Consider the following 17,833-nt stretch of genomic DNA (forward strand, 5'->3'; position numbering starts at 1 on the left):
ACGCTCCAGTTTTGTGATTGTCATATTTACAATAGCTGGGAGTAGGTAGTCAGGATAGGAGTAAAAGTTTATCCAGCAAGCATTTTAACCAGTTGTGGGCGTGATTAATCTATATGTGCCGCCCTCATTATGGTTACGGATAAAAAAAGCGACACATTACTTTCACTGTAACTTTTTTAAATTTTCTACAGTCATATACATGAGCAGTGCTGGCAATGAATCTTGTATGGATGAATACTTAATAACTTTCCAGACAAGACCGTTTTCAGATGCTATCTTTGCGTTGTAGTTACGGTGCTATACCCTACCCTAGGAAAATTCATGAAAGCTAACCTTGTAAATCTACCAACTTCCACACCCAATTTTGTTGTAAGCAATGTTGCTATTGAAGAATTTCCCGCTACAGATACGTTGATGCAACTGCTGTGTCAGGAAATACAAGCGCAAGCTAAAGCTGGTTCTGGATGTATACAAGCTGTAGCCCAACGCATAGCTAAAGAAGTAAAACGGATTTGTGATAAAAGTTCCCGCATCCAAACATCTGGAGAGATTCAATCTTGGCAGCTAACTTTAGCAAAACATCGTCTGCACAAGTGTCTGCATTACTACCAACTTGGTTCCCGACGAGGACGGGTAGAGTTACACAGTAGTTTAGGTGCGATGGTTTATCGCCATGTTACACCATCCGGGGCAGAGTACGGATTTGAAGCTCGTTACAACCTAATTGAAGATTTTCTGCAAGCTTTTTATATTGAGGCGATTAAAGCTTTCCGCCGGGAAAATGAATTAGCTGAAGATTACCAGCCCAGAACTCAGCTGCAATTAGCTGAATATATGGCATTTACAGAACAGTATGCCAAACGTCGCATCAATTTACCTGGTGGGAATAATCAACAATTGATTATCTTACGCGCTCAAGGTTTTGCCCGTCGTCAACCCCAAGAAACGGCTGTAGATATTGAAATGGCGGTAGATTCTGCTAAGAGTGAAGAAGCAGAATCTTACCAACGTAACCCTGCGGTGCAGCAAATCCGCTCTAAAATGATTGCTCAAGGTAATGTTGATTTATCGGAAGAGTCAGAACGCGATCGCGTCATCTCGGAATTAGTAAAATATTTAGAATCTCAAGGTCAATCTGACTGTATCGATTACCTCAGTCTGAAACTCCAAGACCTCTCTGCGCCCGAAATTGACCAAATTCTTGGTTTAACTAGCCGTCAGCGCGATTATTTGCAACAGCGCTTCAAATATCATGTGGAAAAGTTCGCCAAGCATCACCAATGGCAATTAGTTCATCAATGGTTAGGTGCAGGTTTAGAGCAAAAATTAGGTTTGTCCTCCCAGCAGTGGGAAACCTTTGTTAAGGTACTTTCTCCTCAGCAGCAGGAAATTTTGCAGTTAAAAGCAGCAAGAAATAGTGATCAGGCGATCGCTAAGGCTTTAAAATGCACTCCTAAACAATTACAAAAACGCTGGACTCAATTACTAGAGATCGCTTGGGAAATTCGCAACGGTAATACTGAAGTGCAAACGGGTTGAGTTGAAACGCAGAGTGTTGCTGAGAGAAGTTGCGGTGCGGAGGTTCCTTTTGTGGAGTAAACTTCTCCTAATCGGAGACGCTACGCAAATGGTGAGTAAACGCAACGGTACGCGGAGTTTTTGTTCATCTAAATTTATTGGCGTTGATCTGTCTTGAAAAGTTTTACGCCGGGAAACCCGGAGTTTCGCAAACTTTTCGCTGCGTGCATCGGTGGTTAAATTTGCCTTTAGTTTTTAGTACATAAGTACCAAAATATCCGACTTATTTCAGGTTTAAAAATTCATATTAAGTAACTGTCTATATGTCCCTGCTTCCATGAAATTCTAGAATAGATAGGAAGTTTGGTGGAGGACTTGAGAATGACGATGACTCAAGGCAAACGGGCAAATCAGGCAGGGAAAATTTTAGAAAGTAATATAGAAGCAACATTAAATGGACATAATTATTTTCAAATAGGAAATCACGTCACGAAGGAATATCTTCTAACTGCTACTTTATTATCAAAACGCTATGCAAAACAAGTTTATATCGGTGCTGGAATTTATAATACTTTGTTGAAAGTTGATTTTTATGTTATTGGCTTACCAATCATTCCAAAAGGGTTAATTATTGAATGTAAATGGCAAGAAAGTGGTGGTTCTGTAGATGAAAAGTTTCCTTATCTAAGCATGAACATTCAAGAATATTATCCAGCACCAACGATTGTTGTAATTGGTGGTGAAGGTATGCGAGAAGGTGCTATTCAATGGCTCAGACAACAAGTTACGTCAAACCATAACTTATTAGGAGTTTACAGTTTAGATAGATTTATTGCCTGGGCTAATAAAAATTTTTAATAGGAAGTAATTAATAATTCGCTAACTATTCCTCGCTTTTTAGTATTAGAATTAATTGAACGATTGGCAGTAATTGGATAAATCGTAAAATTGATTTGACTGTATATTTCTCTTATAAACGCACAATCAGAATTACATACCATAACTTTTACGCCACGACTTGCTAGTTCTGCACAAACATCTCGTAAACGTTTCTGGTCTTGTTCGCCAAAAGAATTACCATTATAGCCTGTAAAATAGCTGGTATTGCTAATAGGATGATAAGGTGGATCGCAAAAGACAAAATCCTCACTACTAGTTGCATAATTTAGTACATTCATAAAGTCTGCTTGTTTAATCTCACACAATGAAAGAGCTTTAGATGCAGTCCTGAGTAAATCTTCTGGACAAATATTAGGGTTTTTATAACTGCCCAAAGGAACGTTAAATTTACCTTGAGAATTTACTCGATATAAACCGTTATAACAAGTTTTATTCAGATAAATTAAACGGGCAGCTTGTTCTAAATCATTCACGCCTGGATTGGAGCGAATACTGTAATAATAATCTCGATTATGTCTAGGTTTATGATATTTTAATAAGCAGATTAAATTTTCAACTTGATCTCTTACACAGCGATAGGTAGTAATTAGTTCGGCATTAATATCACTTAAAATTGCCGTTTTTGGTTGCAAATAGAAAAAAACAGCACCACCACCTAAAAATGGTTCGTAGTAAGTCTGATAAAACTTGGGAAAATAAGGAATATATTGTTGAATTAATCTACTTTTACCTCCAGCCCATTTTAAAAATGGACGCGGACAGGTTTCAGGAAGCATTTGAATAACCATTTACAAAGAAGTTCACTAAAATTAAGCTAATAAATATAACAGGATATAACTGACGACGCATATTCTATATTAAGTGAGTATTTTTCATCTGCATAGATTACAATTGGGTAGATAAAGCATATCAAAACAAACGTCAGTTCATAACAAGGCAGTTTAGATTTCCATGTTTGACGGATTTTGGGATAACGTTTTTCGCTACCCCCGCTACTTGATTACTATCCTCGTCGGGCTTTTGGTGAACACATTTGAGCCATTAATGCCCTTGCTAAAACGCCCAGTCACCTTAGTTGCAGTTGTCGGCTTATTACTGGGCAGTCTGGCCTTTGTGACTCTGACCCTACGCGCTATGCTAGGCTTGAGTACAATTTAAGCTGGGAAAGCTTCTGGCTATGGCTTTTGCTGTTGTTATAGCCGAAAATCTGATAGCCACTGGGTTTATACTCAGCACGGGCTGAACGCCCCGCTACCGCTAACAGCACTCACCACTTTGTTAGAGTCCTTCCTAGATTTCAACTATTGATGTTTTATAACCTCTGTGCGGAGGCAAAGATTTTATGGCTACAAATCGCCGCGTTTCCCGTGTTGCTGAATTAATCAAACGGGAAGTTAGCCAAATGTTACTCAACGGTATTAAAGATGACCGTGTGGGTTCAGGTATGGTTAGTGTCACCGATGTAGACGTTTCTGGCGATTTGCAGCACGCCAAAATTTACGTCAGTATTTATGGTACAGAGGAAGCTAAGGCAGAAACAATGGCAGGCTTAAAGTCGGCTACTGGTTATGTGCGTAGTGAACTTGGTGCTAGAGTCAGGCTGCGTCGGACACCAGAGGTGATTTTTATTGAAGACCGTTCTATAGAACGGGGTACTAAAGTATTATCGCTGTTAAACAGACTCCAGGATCAGCGATCGCCAGAAACTTCCGATATAGAAGAAGATATAGACGCAGAAGCAGGTTGGGAATAACAAATTACCGTATTAGGGGCGCAAAACCGCCCCCGATTCGTGTAAATTACAAAATATAAAACCTTATACAATCTGGCAAAATTCATACCTAGCAAATAGATTTATACTCAGCACTCAATTTCCAGGATTGGGACTGGCTGTAGTTTTTGGTTTTTCAGGATTGGGAGTTTTTTGATTGTCTTGCTTATCTACAGGTGGAAAAGCCTGTTTGCCGATATGTTCAGCCGCTTCTTTAAATAAAGGTTCGATTTTATTGCGCCAGTATTGGGTATCAGGTAGCTTTTCAGGGTGGTTCTTGTAATCTAAAACCTTGTCCCAGTTACCATCATCTATTGCTTTATTGATGTCATTAAACAGTGCGTCAGCCTTAGTCCAATCTTGCTGCCACTGGTTGATTATCTTACCTGTCTCTTGAATACTAGCAGAAGCATTAGCAGGAATAGACCGTAATAATGCGATCGCACCAACCAAATCTCCTGATTCATACTTCTTCCTAGCTTGTTCTACAACCTTAGTACTGTTTTGACTAGGTTGTGCTGGTTCGGATTTTTCCACAGAATTTGAGGTATTTGCTGGTTTTGGTAAAGGAGTAACCGTATTAGATTTGGGTTTTAGCTTGGGAAGTGGTCTAGCTGCAATCACGCTACTATCATCCACAGTCTGAATTGCAATACCTTTGTCTCGTAAACAAGACTTCCATTGGTCATTATTGGCAATGACATCTGCATACGCCCAAGCCAAACGTCCAGAATTTAGTTTAACTTGTATCCAATTCCGTTTTGTCCGCAGGCCAGTCACCTCAAATTGTGTGTCCTCGCCAATAGTTTTGAGAACATTATCAGAATTAATCGAACTAGGTTCAGAACGGATATTAGAATTACCTGTAATCATCGCCAAGCACTTATTCCCCGCACTGGTATTTTGACCTGTAAAATTAGCTGCTATATTTCTCACATTGGGATATACATTGCCTACCAACGCCGCAGCACTACCAGCCAAAAGTACACCAATTAAAAGCGGTAAAGGATCAGGTTTGCTAGAGGTTCTGCGGCTGGGTTTGCTAGTACCAGGATTTGCTGGTGCAACTGCGAGAGTTGGCTGGAAAGAAGAGGCAGATTTAGAAGAAGAATAAGTATTATTTATCGCTGGTTCTGGCGGTGCAGCAGGTGTCAACACAGGATTCATCACATTCAAACACGCTTGCAGTGCTTCCGTTGCAGTTTGATAGCGGTCTTTGAAGTGATAATACAGCATCTTTGTTAAGACAGCTGTCAACCGATAGCTGACAGGTACTAAATGTTGCCAGCGAATTTCTCCAGTATCTGGATCTTCTTGTAATTCTGTCGCTGGTACTCCCGTCAGTGCTTGAATCGCAATAATACCTAAAGAATAAATATCACTATTGGGGCGTGGTCTACCTTGGCTTTGTTCTGTCGGCATATAACCAGGAGTTCCAATAGCCACCGTAGCAGTAGTTTGTCCACCAACCGTCACCATTGTGGAACTTAGCTGTTTTACAGCCCCAAAATCTACAAGAACTAATTTATTGTCAGAGGCGCGACGGATAATATTGTCTGGTTTGATGTCACGGTGAATTACCCCTTGCTGATGGACAAACTCTAAAATAGCTAGAACTTCCTGCAACATTTGCAGAACTTGGCTTTCACTCCAGCGTTGACGAGAGATTAATTCATCGGTTAGAGGATGTCCTTCGATGTATTCTTGTACCAAGAAAAATTCTTGGTTTTCGTCAAAGTAAGCCAGCAACCGGGGAATTTGGTCATGATTTCCCAGGTGTTCCAAGGTTTCCGCTTCGTTATGGAACAGACGTTTGGCAGTTTCAAAAATTCTGGGGTCAGAACTGGTAGGCTTGAGGTGCTTAACAACGCAGATGGGATTCCCCGGCCGCCTAGTATCTTGGGCGATGTAGGTTTGACCAAACCCCCCCTTAGCCAGCACTTGAATTACTTGGTAACGATTATCCAGTAGCTTACCGATCATATTCCCTCCCCAGAGTTATTACCTAATTTTCCAGCTGGTAATAAATATCTCCAAATTTTTTTACATGAAATCCGCTATCTTGAGAAAAGATTTGAAATAATTACGTAGCTTTTTTATAAACCCTTTATTAACTTTTCTTTCTATATCGCTGTTGACGACCGATGCCACCTAAAATAACCAATCCAGTTGCATGGCAACAGGCGGAACTTCTCATGCAACCAGCTTTCATTAGAGTTGTAGATAATATTCGTAAGCAACTCGACGCATCTGCTTGGACGGGAACTTACCAAGATGTACTTATTTGGCCGCCTAGCACCACTGATGAAATGAAAGCCTTGGTTACTGGACTGTTGCAAGAAATAGAAAGTGCCACACCAGAAGAAGCAGACGAAATTCGCCATACCCTTGCACGTTTGCCAATGCCCCATCCAGGATATCATTTGCAATTGCAACGTCAAGAGCAGAAAATCAGCGTTGATTTGTGGGAATTATGTTACCAAGTGTGTTTTGCCAATTACAGCCCGGAGAATGAAGCTGTTGATATTGATACTAGTTTAATTGATGAGTTGGGTGAAGTAGATTGGCAGCATCTAGAGAATAAGACAAAAGAGTTAGTGGCGCAAGTGTTTGCAAATTTACCTGAGTAAACATATTACGGAAAATGCTGATATGCGATCGCTTCAAGTAAATTTCAGCCCTGAACTCTGTGAGAAAATTAATAAAACAGAGGATAATCATTCACCATGACAGAATTGCTTGAACAAGCGATTATCAAACTCAAAAGCTTACCAGTTAGCCAACAAGATGCTATGGCTAAGATGATTTTAGAAGAACTGGCAGATGAACAGCAATGGGATGCAGCTTTTGAGAGTTCTCCTGATGCACTAGCTTTCTTAGCAGCCCAAGCAATGGCTGAATATTGTGCAGGTAAAACTCAACAACTAGATCCAAATACATTGTGAATCTGTACGTTGTGCGATCGATCGCATTTACCAGTGGGCATCATAACAGAAATTCACCACGGTAAAGATAAAATGGCCTACCAAAATATCACCACCTCCATTTCCTCAGAAGATATCCAAGAAATTAAAGCCGCCTTTGCAACCATTCAAGCCAAGTTGCTGTTTCTTGTAACCTTGAGTGTTGAAGAACGACGCAAGTTATTTAAAATGGGCGATAAAAGCCTAGCCTTCGTCAACAATAGCTTGACTGCTGCCCAGTCGAACCGCGATATTTTACCAGCCAGCTTTGATGTCGATGAATTTGTCCGGGATTATCAATTAGCCAGCACCCTCACCGAACTGTTAATTGGGTTGCGACAACTCACAGAACAAGTCGATGATACTTTATTGGCAGTTGGCAGTGAAGCAATGGGGAGCAGTTTAACAGTTTATGATTACGTCAAGACTGCGGCTAAGAAAACTCCAGGGTTAAAAACTGTTGCTGAACAGTTGGGGGAACGGTTTAAAGCTATGAAGAGTAAACCTGCCAAAGCTGCATCTAATTCATAAGTTGTAATTTAACGTACAAGATTAGATCCCCGACTTCTTTGAGAAGTCGGGGATCTGATTTCAGTGCCATATTTAGGTGAGCGAGTGTTTGATACTGGCGCGAGAGTCTTGAATACTCGTAGACGAGTCTTTAATACTGGCGTGAGAGTCTTTAATACTCATGAACGAGTGTTTGATACTCATGCGAGAGTGTTTAATACTCGTGAACGAGTCTTTGATACTCGTGAACGAGTTTTTGATACTCATGAACGAGTCTTTGATACTCGTGAACGAGTTTTTGATACTGGTGTGAGAGTCTTTGATATTCGTGGGCGAGTCTTTAATACTGGCGTGAGAGTATTTGATACTGGTAAGCGAGTATTAGAATTTCGTAAATGAACCTCTCCCCAACCCCTCTCCGACGCGGAGAGGGGCAGAAATATTCCTCGTTTTACACAAAAAATAGGAGTTTCAAAGCCTCTCCCCCCATGGGGAGGTTTGGAGAGGGGTTTTTATATCCGGCGAACTCACGTCAAACTAAATCCGATTTTTTCACTACGAATCAGGAATTACAAATTGCCAGTTTGATAATATACCTGTAAATCAGTGCAATCTGCCAGCTTGCCCCAAATATGCTGCTAACTCTCCGCCGCACCCGCAAAGCTTCACCTTTTATCCTGTATCCTTTAGCCTTCATCCTTTCCTTTCTCATCACCTTGACTTGGGTAAGCGCCAAAGAAACATCCAAGCCTCAGCCGGAAGCATGGCAGATTAACGGTATATTAGCCGCCCTTGATGATGGACATGACAAAGTTAAGGCATATGCACTACAGCAATTAGTTAAATATGACCTGCAAAACTTAAAATCTGTCAATCAAAAGCCGGAAGATATTGCTAAGAAAGCTGCCCAAATCCTCAAAGATGAAAAGGTGGACTCAAGAGTTCGTGGCGTTGCGGCAGCATATGCATTGGGAAATCTGGGGAAAGCAGCCAAACCCTACATCAAAGACATCGCTGACATCCTCAAGGATCAATCCGTTGACTCAAATGTTCGTATCGGTGCAGCAGTGGCATTAGGAAATATGGGCGATGCTGCCCAACCCTACGTCAAAGACATCGCTGACATCCTCAAGGATAAATCTGTTGACAGTAATGTTCGTGGCGGTGCAGCATATGCATTGGGAAATATGGGCGATGCTGCCAAACCCTACATCAAAGACATTCTTGACATCCTCAAGGATCGATCCGTTGAATATTATGTTCGTGACCTTGTAGCAGAGGCATTGGGAAATCCGGGCGATGCTGCTAAACCCTACGTCAAAGACATCGCTAAAGACATCACTGACATCCTCAAGGATCAATCCGTTGAATATCATGTTCGTGGCAGTGCAGCAGTGACATTGGGAAATCTGGGCGATGCTGCCAAACCCTACGTCAAAGACATCCTTGACTTCCTCAAGGATCAATCCGTTGACTCAAATGTTCGTAGAAGTGCAGCAGTGGCATTGGGAAATCTGGGGGATGCTGCCAAACCCTACGTCAAAGACATCCTCGACTTCCTCAAGAATCAAACTTCTAGGTTTAACTCTGGAATCTATGGTGATGGCTCCAGAATTCGTTTCGGTAAAGCAGAAGCCTTAGCGAATCTGGGGATGAGGGAAGCTGGCAAACTCTATGTTAAAGCTATCGTGGACATCCTCAAAGATAAAAACATTGACCAAGCTATTCGTTCCGGTGCAGTCGTGGCATTGGGAAATATGAAAGACGCTGCCAAGCCCTACGTCAAAGACATCCTTGACTTTTTTAAGGATGAAACCATTGATAAAAATTTTCGTAAAGATGCAGCAGAAGCATTGGGTAAGATAGAACAACTTAAGCTGAATATTATTGTTGTAATTTTAGATAGCGTTTATTATGCAGGTCAATCAGAATTTTTACAGTGGCGGTTTTTAAGCTATTTCCTGGGTGGTGGCACTGAGGAAGTCAAAACACTCATGACATGGCTGGGTTTTCCTGAAACTAAAACAATTCCCACTTCCTTAACCCATGAGCAAGGTGTGAAAACTCTCCAAATTTTCGCCCAAGCCTGGGAACCGAGCAAAGATTTTACAAGATTACAACAAGATTTAGCCAAGCAAATCGCTGTGGTTGCGAGAAAAGTTTCTTGGCAACCCCAAGATATTCTCCTGTTAGAAACTCACTATAGAAATCTCAAAAAAGCGGGATTCAACGAAGCCGACTCACTGCAATCAGTCATAGTTAACCTCAAAGGTTGGCAGTGGTTTTTCAATGCCAGAATCACCATCCTCACTCACGCTGCTTTTTGGCTTGCACTCATCTTCGCCTACCCCAAATTTCCCCAAGTCCAAGCCATCTTCTTCTGGAACCCTTGGGTACGCCGCATCTTAGGCGTGGGTTACGTCGGCTTTCTCCTCACCTGGGTTCCCTATTTCCGCCGCAAATTATTTGAACCCTTCAAACCTTCCCTACTCGCCGATGCTAGGTTAGATAACTTTCATGACCAATCATACTTCCCAGAGTCCAGGGTCAAAGTCCCCGTTTCCGAAAAAATCCTCCCAGTTACCGCCGCCCTCCCCAAGATTCACGGACAAGTCATCTTACAAGGTGATTCCGGCTTAGGCAAGTCAATGTTTCTCCGCCATCTGTTAACAAACTCCCGTCGCATTGTGGTTTACCTCCCCGCCCAAAAATGCGATAAAGGCGTAATTGAAGCCATTCAAGACAAGTTGCACGGGCAAGCCCAAGATGCAGGATTTCTCAAAAACCTGATTTATAGTGGTGCAATTGACATCTGCATCGACGGACTCAACGAAGTCACTGCCGAGACACGCGCCAAAATCTGCCAGTTTGTGGAAAGCTATTTCCGGGGCAACATTATTATGACTACCCAGCCCCTAGAGTGGACACCACCCTCAACCGCCAAAACCTATTACTTGCAACCTCTGGAACAAACCCAAATTCAAGAGTTTTTACTATCCCGCCAGCCGCGACTACCCAAAGATGCCACAGTCCAAGGTAAAGATTACGAACAAGCCTGCATTAATTATCTAAAAGAAGTCCTCACTACCCAGCAACCCGAAGAAGAATTAAACGCCGCCCGTCGCATTCTTTCTAACCCAATGGATTTAACCGTAGTCGCGCTGATGTTATCCCAAGGCAAACATCCCAACTTATTCCGCCTACAAGAACAGCAATACAATCTAATGGCAGCAGAATATTTCAAAGAATGGAATCAAGAATTTCCCTTAAAAAAATTCTCCGCCGCCGTCTACGAAATGCGAATGCAAGACAAACAAGCTTTACCCGCCGATGAATTCTACCAAGTTGTCAAGTCTTTAGAAGACGAGAAATACAAAATGGTAGTCAGCCGTCAATGGCAAGATGAAAAAGGCGAACCCAAGAAAGAATGGTACTTCCGCCACGATAAAATCATGGACTTCTTCTTAGTGCAGAACTTCCTCGGCGAAAATGATGAAGCGGAAGGACTATTAGTTGATAGAATGGGCGATCCGCGATTTCGTGGTGTGTATTTTTTGTTAGCAAGCTTACTACCTTTAGATGCGGCTAAGGAACTGCGGGAAAAGTTGATTCAATATGCGGCGGATACTAAAGACAATACGGTGAGTAATACTTTTGTGCAGTTGTTACGAACTAGGTGAGTTTTAGGGATGTAAAGTGTAAGGCAATACTTCTGGGATAAAAGTTGCTCGTCCTAGATTCAGATCCCCCCGCCTACGGCGACCCCCTTAAAAGGGGGTAAAATCATTCAAAGTCCCTCTTTTTAAGGGGGATTTAGGGGGATCTAAAACTTTTGGCTACCAAAAATCAGACTTTTAAAATATCCTATAAACACCGACGACTTATCTGTGTTTATTTCTGTTTATCTGTGGTTTAATTGTCAAAACCGTGGGTATAACCCAACATCCATCATTCAAGCATTGTTCATGATTGATATTGACGGTTCCTATGGAGAGGGAGGCGGACAAGTTCTCCGTACTTGCCTGAGTTTAGCCGCGATCGCTGGTGAACCTATTCGGATTGCTAATATTCGCGCTGGGCGCAGAAAGCCGGGATTAGCAGCACAACACCTCACAGCAGTTCGGGCTGCGGCTAGAATTTGTCAGGCTCAAATACAGGGTGATACTTTAGGTTCGATGATGCTGGAATTCATTCCCAGTACTCCAGTGCAGGCGGGAAACTATACCTTTGATGTCAGTGAAGTGATAGAAGGTAGTTCGGCTGGCGCAATTACTTTAGTTTTACAGACAATTCTCTTACCTTTAGCCTTAGCAAATGGTGACTCTCAGGTAACATTACGCGGTGGAACCCATGTGATTTTTAGCCCGACAATGACATATATTGAGCAAGTATATTTACCAATGCTCAAGCGTATGGGCATAAAAGCATCTGTTAAATTGGGTGCGTGGGGGTGGTATCCCCAAGGCGGGGGAGAGGTGGAAATGCAGGTAAGTGGTGGTAGTCAACTCAGTGGCATACACTTACTAGAACGGGGAGATTTACGACAAGTACGGGGAATCGCTGTGGTGACAGAATTACCTGCTCATATTCCCCAGCGCATGGCTAATCGGGCTGAGAAGATATTACGCACAGTAGGATTAAAGGTTTCTGTACAAGCTTTAAGAGAAAAAGGTGTTGCAGCTGGCGCAGGTATTTTCCTCACTGCTGAATATGAGAACAGCTTGACGGGATTTGGTGGATTTGGGCGTTGGCGCATGTCATCCGAAAAAGTTGCAGAAATCGCTTGTGAACAACTGCTGAAGTTTCACCAAATAGGTGCGCCAGTGGATGAACATTTAGGAGATCAGTTAATATTACCAGCGACTTTGGCTACACAAGAAAGTCAATATCAAGTAGCGAATGTCAGCACCCACCTCACAACGAATGCAAAGGTTATTGAAAAGTTTGGACTGTCGCGGGTTATGGTAGATGAAGTTGAGAAGATTGTAAAGGTAGTACCTATATAAAGTCTCTATCGTGAAAAGATAACCCAATCTCAGTCGTCTTTAAGCAGTTTATCACCATCATGGTTTTCACATTCCCTAATTCCTATTCTGTTGACTTATCGCGTGTGCGACTCTCTATTCGCTCATTGCAACCACAATTGGTAGAATGGCGGCGGCAACTACATCAACAACCAGAATTAGGCTTTCAAGAAAAACTCACGGCTGAGTTTGTCTCAAGTAAGTTACAAGCATGGGGAATTGAGCATCAAACTGGCATTGCTAAGACTGGAATTGTCGCCACTATCAAAGGTACTAAACTCAGCACTGAAAAAGTATTAGCAATTCGAGCAGATATGGATGCTTTGCCCATCCAAGAACTGAACGAAGTACCGTATAAATCGCAGCATGATGGAATTATGCACGCTTGTGGACATGATGGACATACAGCGATCGCATTAGGTACAGCATACTATCTCCACCAGCATCGGCAAGACTTGGCTGGCACAGTCAAAATTATCTTCCAGCCAGCCGAAGAGGGGCCGGGAGGTGCAAAACCGATGATTGAGGATGGGGTACTAAAAAATCCTGATGTTGATGCAATTATTGGTTTACACCTGTGGAATAATCTCCCCTTGGGAACTGTCGGTGTCCGTGCTGGTGCATTGATGGCGGCTGTAGAGTTATTCAACTGCACAATTTTAGGCAAAGGTGGACACGGTGCAATTCCCCATCAGACAGTTGATTCTATCGTAGTTGCAGCCCAGATTGTCAACGCCTTACAAACCATTGTCGCCCGGAATGTTAACCCCATCGATTCCGCAGTGGTGACTGTCGGCGCACTTCATGCCGGTACAGCACATAATGTGATTGCTGACACAGCTAATATGAAAGGCACAGTCCGGTATTTTAACCCAGCATTTGCAGGCTTTTTTAAACAGCGTATTGAGCAAATAATTGCCGGAATTTGCCAGAGTCAAGGTGCAACATATAACTTTGAATACAGTAGTTTATATCCCCCAGTAATTAATGATGCAGGTATAGCAGAATTAGTGCGATCTGTTGCCGAAGAAGTGGTAGAAACTCCTGTAGGAGTTGTACCAGAATGCCAAACAATGGGCGGCGAAGACATGTCTTTCTTCTTACGAGAAGTCCCCGGTTGTTACTTCTTCCTTGGTTCTGCTAACCCAGAAAAAGACTTAGCTTATCCTCATCATCACCCGCGATTTGACTTTGATGAAACAGTCTTACCAATGGGTGTAGAAATATTCGCCCGTTGTGTAGAGAAATTTTTTAGTTGAATTAGTCTGCAAGAAACGTGTTTTTTTACTTAAAACCTAGAACACAAAAGACTTTTAATCCTGTCACATGTCCCCTTGCTATAATTGGAATTGAAGAGAAAACTTAACCTATTTTTGCCAACATAAAGTATTACAAAGCTATCTGAAAAAGTGTTACATAATTTATCAATATGTTGAAAATTTGAGAGCGGTCAGAATATCGAATTAAAGTAGAAAAATAACTATTAAACAGACTCAAAAATAAGGAGTCTCAGACTATGGCTATTTCCAAAATCCTGGCTAACATAACCCAATATATTTCTGAAGCCGCAATGCGGATTTTTGGCCCTACCGATGACCAATATCCTAATATTGGTGTACAACCCTTTACAGGTGAACCTTATAAAAAAGGTACAGCCGATAGTTGGTAAACCATGACATATATAGATGAAAATCAAAAAAAGGCGTGAGTTAAAAGCTTACGCCTTTTTATTTACTAAAACAGCCGACCCTTCAATCTGACCACTGCGAAGCGCATCTAAAGCTTCATTGGCTTGGGTAAGAAGGAAAGAATTCACCTCAGTGCGGATAGGAACTTTGGGTGCTAGTGCAAGAAATTCTTCGCCATCTTGGCGGGTTAAATTAGCTACAGACCGCAAAACTCTTTCTTCCCAGAGAATTTCATAGGGAAAAGTAGGAATATCGCTCATGTGAATACCTGCACAAACCACGACTCCACCTTTAGCCACTGCACGCAAGGCGGCTGGGACTAACTTACCTACAGGCGCAAAAATAATCGCCGCATCTAAGGGTTCTGGCGGTAGTGTGTCTGAGTCACCAGCCCAAGTTGCACCTAGTTGACAGGCGAATTTTTGCCCTGTAATGTCTCCTGAACGGGTAAAAGCAAAAACTTGACGACCTTGATAACGAGCTAGTTGAATCAAGATGTGAGCCGATGAACCAAAACCATAAAAACCAATTTTTTCAGCATTACCTGTCATTGTGTAGGCACGATAACCAATTAAGCCGCCACACAACAGAGGTGCAGCTTGCAAATCAGAGAAACTAGAGTCTAGGGGAAAACAAAAACGGTAATCGGCTACAGTGTACTCTGCATAGCCGCCATCTAGGTTATAGCCAGTAAATTCAGCAAAATCGCAGAGATTTTCACGACCTGAGAGACAGTAGCGACAGCGATCGCAAGTATGACCTAACCAAGGCACTCCCACTCGTTGACCGACATGAAATTTATCAACATTTGTCCCCATCGCCTCGATAGTACCTACAATTTGATGCCCAAGTATTAAAGGTAATTTAGGATGAGTCAATTCTCCATCAACAATATGCAAATCTGTGCGACAAACAGCGCAAGCATGAATACGAATCAGAACTTGTTCAGAATTTGGTTGCGGTATTGGTAACTCGGCTAGGCGCAGAGGTTGATGTGGTGCATCTAAAAGCATTGCACGCATAATTAGGGGAGTAGGGAGTCAGGATTTTTCTGATAACTTACGTATAGCTCAAAATAAAAAATTTTTCTTCTATCTCCGGCCTATTTCATTCCCACTCCCTATCTATAACTTCATCTGAAGACACCCAGTAAAAATCGTAATCTTGCAATTACGATTTATAAATTAGAAAATTATTTTAGTCGGGTTCCTACATTCGGTTATTTCGGCATTCTGGCAATGCTAAAAGGCGCAGCGATCGCTACATTAGAAATACATAGATATCTCACCAGCAATCAACACAAAATCATGAGTGCAGTTACTATTCCTCAAAATCCCTTACTTAAAGGTTCTGGTTTACCGCCCTTCACCGAAATTCAACCAGAACAAGTAATACCAGCCTTCACTCAGTTATTAAAAGAACTTGATCAGCAGCTTACCACCTTGGAAGCTAATGTCCAGCCGACTTGGAACGGTTTAGTAGAACCCCTAGAAAAGCTGACCGAACGGCTGTACTGGAGTTGGGGCATAGTTAACCATTTAATGGGTGTGAAAAACAGCCCACAGTTGCGCGAAGCTCATGAAACTGTGCAACCACAGGTAGTACAGTTCAGCAACAAGCTTGGTCAAAGCCAAATTCTCTACAATGCTTTTAAAGAACTCCGTGCTAGTAATGCCTGGTCAACCTTAGAATTAGCCCAACAGCGCATTGTTGAAGCTGCCATCCGCGATGCCGAACTGTCTGGTGTAGGCTTATCAGGAGAAGCACGAGAGCGTTTCAATGCAATTCAAATGGAGATAGCAGAACTGTCTACCAAGTTCTCTAACCATGTATTAGATGCCACCAAAGCTTTTAGTTTAACCCTCACAGCCAAAGAAGATGTTGACGGTTTACCCCAAAGTTTACTTAGTCTAGCCGCCCAAGCTGCCCGTGCGGCTGGTGACGAAAACGCCACCCCAGAAAATGGCCCTTGGCGCATCACCTTAGATTTTCCCAGCTACGGCCCTTTCATGCAGCACAGCACCCGTCGAGATTTGCGCGAAAAGCTGTACAAAGTTTATATCACCCGTGCCTCCTCTGGGGAATTAGATAATAATCCTTTAATTACACGGATTTTGGAATTACGGCAAGAACTTGCAGATTTGTTAGGCTACAAAAATTTTGCCCAGTTGAGCCTCGCTAGTAAAATGGCTCCCAATGTAAAAGCGGTAGAAGCGCTGTTAGAAGAACTGCGTAGTGCTAGTTATGATGCTGCTGCCAAAGAATTGGCAGAACTCAAAGCATTTGCAGCTGCCAAAGGCGCATCAGAAGCTGAAGATTTACAACACTGGGATATTAGTTTCTGGGCAGAACGCCAACGGGAAGCCAAATTTGCTTTCACCACAGAAGAATTACGCCCTTATTTTCCCTTACCGCAAGTTTTAGATGGTTTATTTGGACTAGTTAAGCGGCTGTTTGGTGTCACCGTCACCGCTGCGGATGGTCAAGCCCCAGTTTGGCACGAAGATGTGCGTTATTTTCAAATTGCGGATGAAACAGGTAAACCCATAGCCTACTTTTACCTCGACCCTTACAGCCGTCCCGCCGAAAAACGCGGTGGTGCTTGGATGGATGTCTGCATTAACCGCAGTAAAACCACAGAAAAAGATGCAACATTTGTCCGTTTACCTGTGGCGTATTTGGTGTGTAACCAAACTCCGCCCATAGATGGTAAACCCAGTTTAATGACTTTCTATGAAGTAGAGACATTGTTCCACGAGTTTGGTCATGGTTTGCATCACATGTTAACCAAAGTCGATTACAGTAGTGCAGCTGGTATCAACAATGTCGAGTGGGATGCTGTAGAACTGCCCAGCCAATTCATGGAAAACTGGTGTTATGAGCGCCCTACTTTATTTGGTATGGCCAAGCATTACGAAACTGGCGAATCATTGCCGGAGCATTATTACCAAAAACTGTTAGCAGCACGCAACTATATGAGTGGTAGTGTCACATTGCGGCAAGTTCACTTTAGCACTGTTGATTTAGAACTCCACGATCGCTATCATCCTGGTGGTGATGAAACTCCCTCCCAATTGCGCCACCGTATCGCCAAAACTACAACAGTTTTACCACCCCTACCAGAAGATTCTTTCTTGTGTGCTTTTGGGCATATCTTTGAAGGTGGTTATGCAGCAGGTTACTATAGCTATAAATGGGCTGAGGTACTCAGTGCTGATGCTTTCGCTGCTTTTGAAGAAGCTGGTTTAGACGATGAAGAAGCTGTCAAAGCCACAGGTAGACGTTACCGAGATACTGTGTTGGCGCTTGGTGGTAGTCAACACCCAATGGAAATATTCAAAGCCTTCCGGGGACGGGAACCAAGTACAGTTTCGTTGCTACGCCATAATGGCTTGTTAAATACAGCAGCTTAGAATTAAGCAAGGTGTATTAAGGCTATGTAGAAATTTGAACCCAGAT

Annotated in this window: 16 protein-coding genes; 13 read left to right on the top strand and 3 right to left on the bottom strand. The window is 42.5% G+C overall.

Features of this window, described 5'->3' with window-relative positions; genetic code table 11:
- Positions 1-321 precede the first annotated feature (321 nt).
- On the top strand, positions 322-1,539 hold the full coding sequence (locus IQ259_RS03305) for a HetZ-related protein (RefSeq protein ID WP_193880766.1): 1,218 nt from the start codon (positions 322-324) through the stop codon (positions 1,537-1,539).
- Positions 1,540-1,899: 360 nt separating this feature from the next.
- Entirely contained in the window at positions 1,900-2,376 is a 477-nt protein-coding gene (locus tag IQ259_RS03310; RefSeq protein ID WP_193880767.1) for a PD-(D/E)XK nuclease superfamily protein, read from the top strand.
- Here IQ259_RS03310 and IQ259_RS03315 read toward each other — a convergent pair.
- Positions 2,373-3,206, bottom strand: coding sequence for a DNA adenine methylase (locus tag IQ259_RS03315; protein WP_193880769.1), 834 nt, complete (start codon positions 3,204-3,206; stop codon positions 2,373-2,375). The genes IQ259_RS03310 and IQ259_RS03315 overlap by 4 nt on opposite strands.
- A gap of 163 nt (positions 3,207-3,369) precedes the next feature.
- Between IQ259_RS03315 and IQ259_RS03320 the strand changes: the two genes are divergently transcribed.
- Positions 3,370-3,576, top strand: coding sequence for a DUF751 family protein (locus IQ259_RS03320; protein ID WP_193880771.1), 207 nt, complete (start codon positions 3,370-3,372; stop codon positions 3,574-3,576).
- Positions 3,577-3,760: 184 nt separating this feature from the next.
- Positions 3,761-4,171 carry a 30S ribosome-binding factor RbfA gene (gene rbfA, locus IQ259_RS03325; RefSeq protein WP_193880773.1) on the top strand — a complete coding sequence of 137 codons (411 nt, stop codon included), beginning with the start codon at positions 3,761-3,763 and terminating at the stop codon, positions 4,169-4,171.
- 114 nt (positions 4,172-4,285) lie between these two features.
- Here the strand turns inward: rbfA and IQ259_RS03330 are convergent, their stop codons facing one another.
- A complete protein-coding gene (locus IQ259_RS03330; RefSeq protein WP_193880775.1) occupies positions 4,286-6,172 on the bottom strand; it encodes a serine/threonine protein kinase in 1,887 nt (628 codons plus the stop codon).
- A 161-nt stretch (positions 6,173-6,333) separates the two neighbouring features.
- On the opposite strand from IQ259_RS03330, the gene IQ259_RS03335 reads away from it, so the two are divergent.
- From IQ259_RS03335 to IQ259_RS03370, 8 genes are all read left to right on the top strand, one after another.
- Positions 6,334-6,819, top strand: coding sequence for a hypothetical protein (locus IQ259_RS03335; RefSeq protein ID WP_193880777.1), 486 nt, complete (start codon positions 6,334-6,336; stop codon positions 6,817-6,819).
- Between the two features lie 96 nt (positions 6,820-6,915).
- Positions 6,916-7,134, top strand: a complete 219-nt coding sequence (locus IQ259_RS03340) for a hypothetical protein (protein ID WP_193880779.1) — start codon at positions 6,916-6,918, stop codon at positions 7,132-7,134.
- Between the two features lie 72 nt (positions 7,135-7,206).
- The gene (locus IQ259_RS03345) at positions 7,207-7,683 is read left to right on the top strand and encodes a hypothetical protein (RefSeq protein WP_193880898.1); all 477 of its coding nucleotides are present in this window, start codon (positions 7,207-7,209) and stop codon (positions 7,681-7,683) included.
- A gap of 63 nt (positions 7,684-7,746) precedes the next feature.
- Positions 7,747-8,061: a hypothetical protein gene (locus tag IQ259_RS03350; protein WP_193880781.1), complete on the top strand. Its 315-nt coding sequence runs from the start codon at positions 7,747-7,749 to the stop codon at positions 8,059-8,061.
- A gap of 233 nt (positions 8,062-8,294) precedes the next feature.
- On the top strand, positions 8,295-11,342 hold the full coding sequence (locus tag IQ259_RS03355; RefSeq protein ID WP_193880783.1) for a HEAT repeat domain-containing protein: 3,048 nt from the start codon (positions 8,295-8,297) through the stop codon (positions 11,340-11,342).
- Between the two features lie 285 nt (positions 11,343-11,627).
- Positions 11,628-12,668, top strand: a complete 1,041-nt coding sequence (rtcA, locus tag IQ259_RS03360; protein WP_193880902.1) for an RNA 3'-terminal phosphate cyclase — start codon at positions 11,628-11,630, stop codon at positions 12,666-12,668.
- 59 nt (positions 12,669-12,727) lie between these two features.
- Positions 12,728-13,945, top strand: a complete 1,218-nt coding sequence (locus IQ259_RS03365; protein WP_193880786.1) for a M20 family metallopeptidase — start codon at positions 12,728-12,730, stop codon at positions 13,943-13,945.
- A gap of 257 nt (positions 13,946-14,202) precedes the next feature.
- A complete protein-coding gene (locus IQ259_RS03370; protein ID WP_193880790.1) occupies positions 14,203-14,355 on the top strand; it encodes a hypothetical protein in 153 nt (50 codons plus the stop codon).
- Positions 14,356-14,403: 48 nt separating this feature from the next.
- Here IQ259_RS03370 and IQ259_RS03375 read toward each other — a convergent pair whose 3' ends face one another.
- Positions 14,404-15,396 (bottom strand): zinc-dependent alcohol dehydrogenase family protein, encoded by a 993-nt coding sequence (locus tag IQ259_RS03375; protein WP_193880793.1) that lies wholly within the window; start codon positions 15,394-15,396, stop codon positions 14,404-14,406.
- Between the two features lie 285 nt (positions 15,397-15,681).
- On the opposite strand from IQ259_RS03375, the gene IQ259_RS03380 reads away from it, so the two are divergent.
- The gene (locus IQ259_RS03380; protein WP_193880905.1) at positions 15,682-17,787 is read left to right on the top strand and encodes a M3 family metallopeptidase; all 2,106 of its coding nucleotides are present in this window, start codon (positions 15,682-15,684) and stop codon (positions 17,785-17,787) included.
- Positions 17,788-17,833: the final 46 nt, after the last annotated feature.

Source organism: Fortiea sp. LEGE XX443 (genome assembly GCF_015206815.1).
Lineage (GTDB): Bacteria > Cyanobacteriota > Cyanobacteriia > Cyanobacteriales > Nostocaceae > Nostoc_B.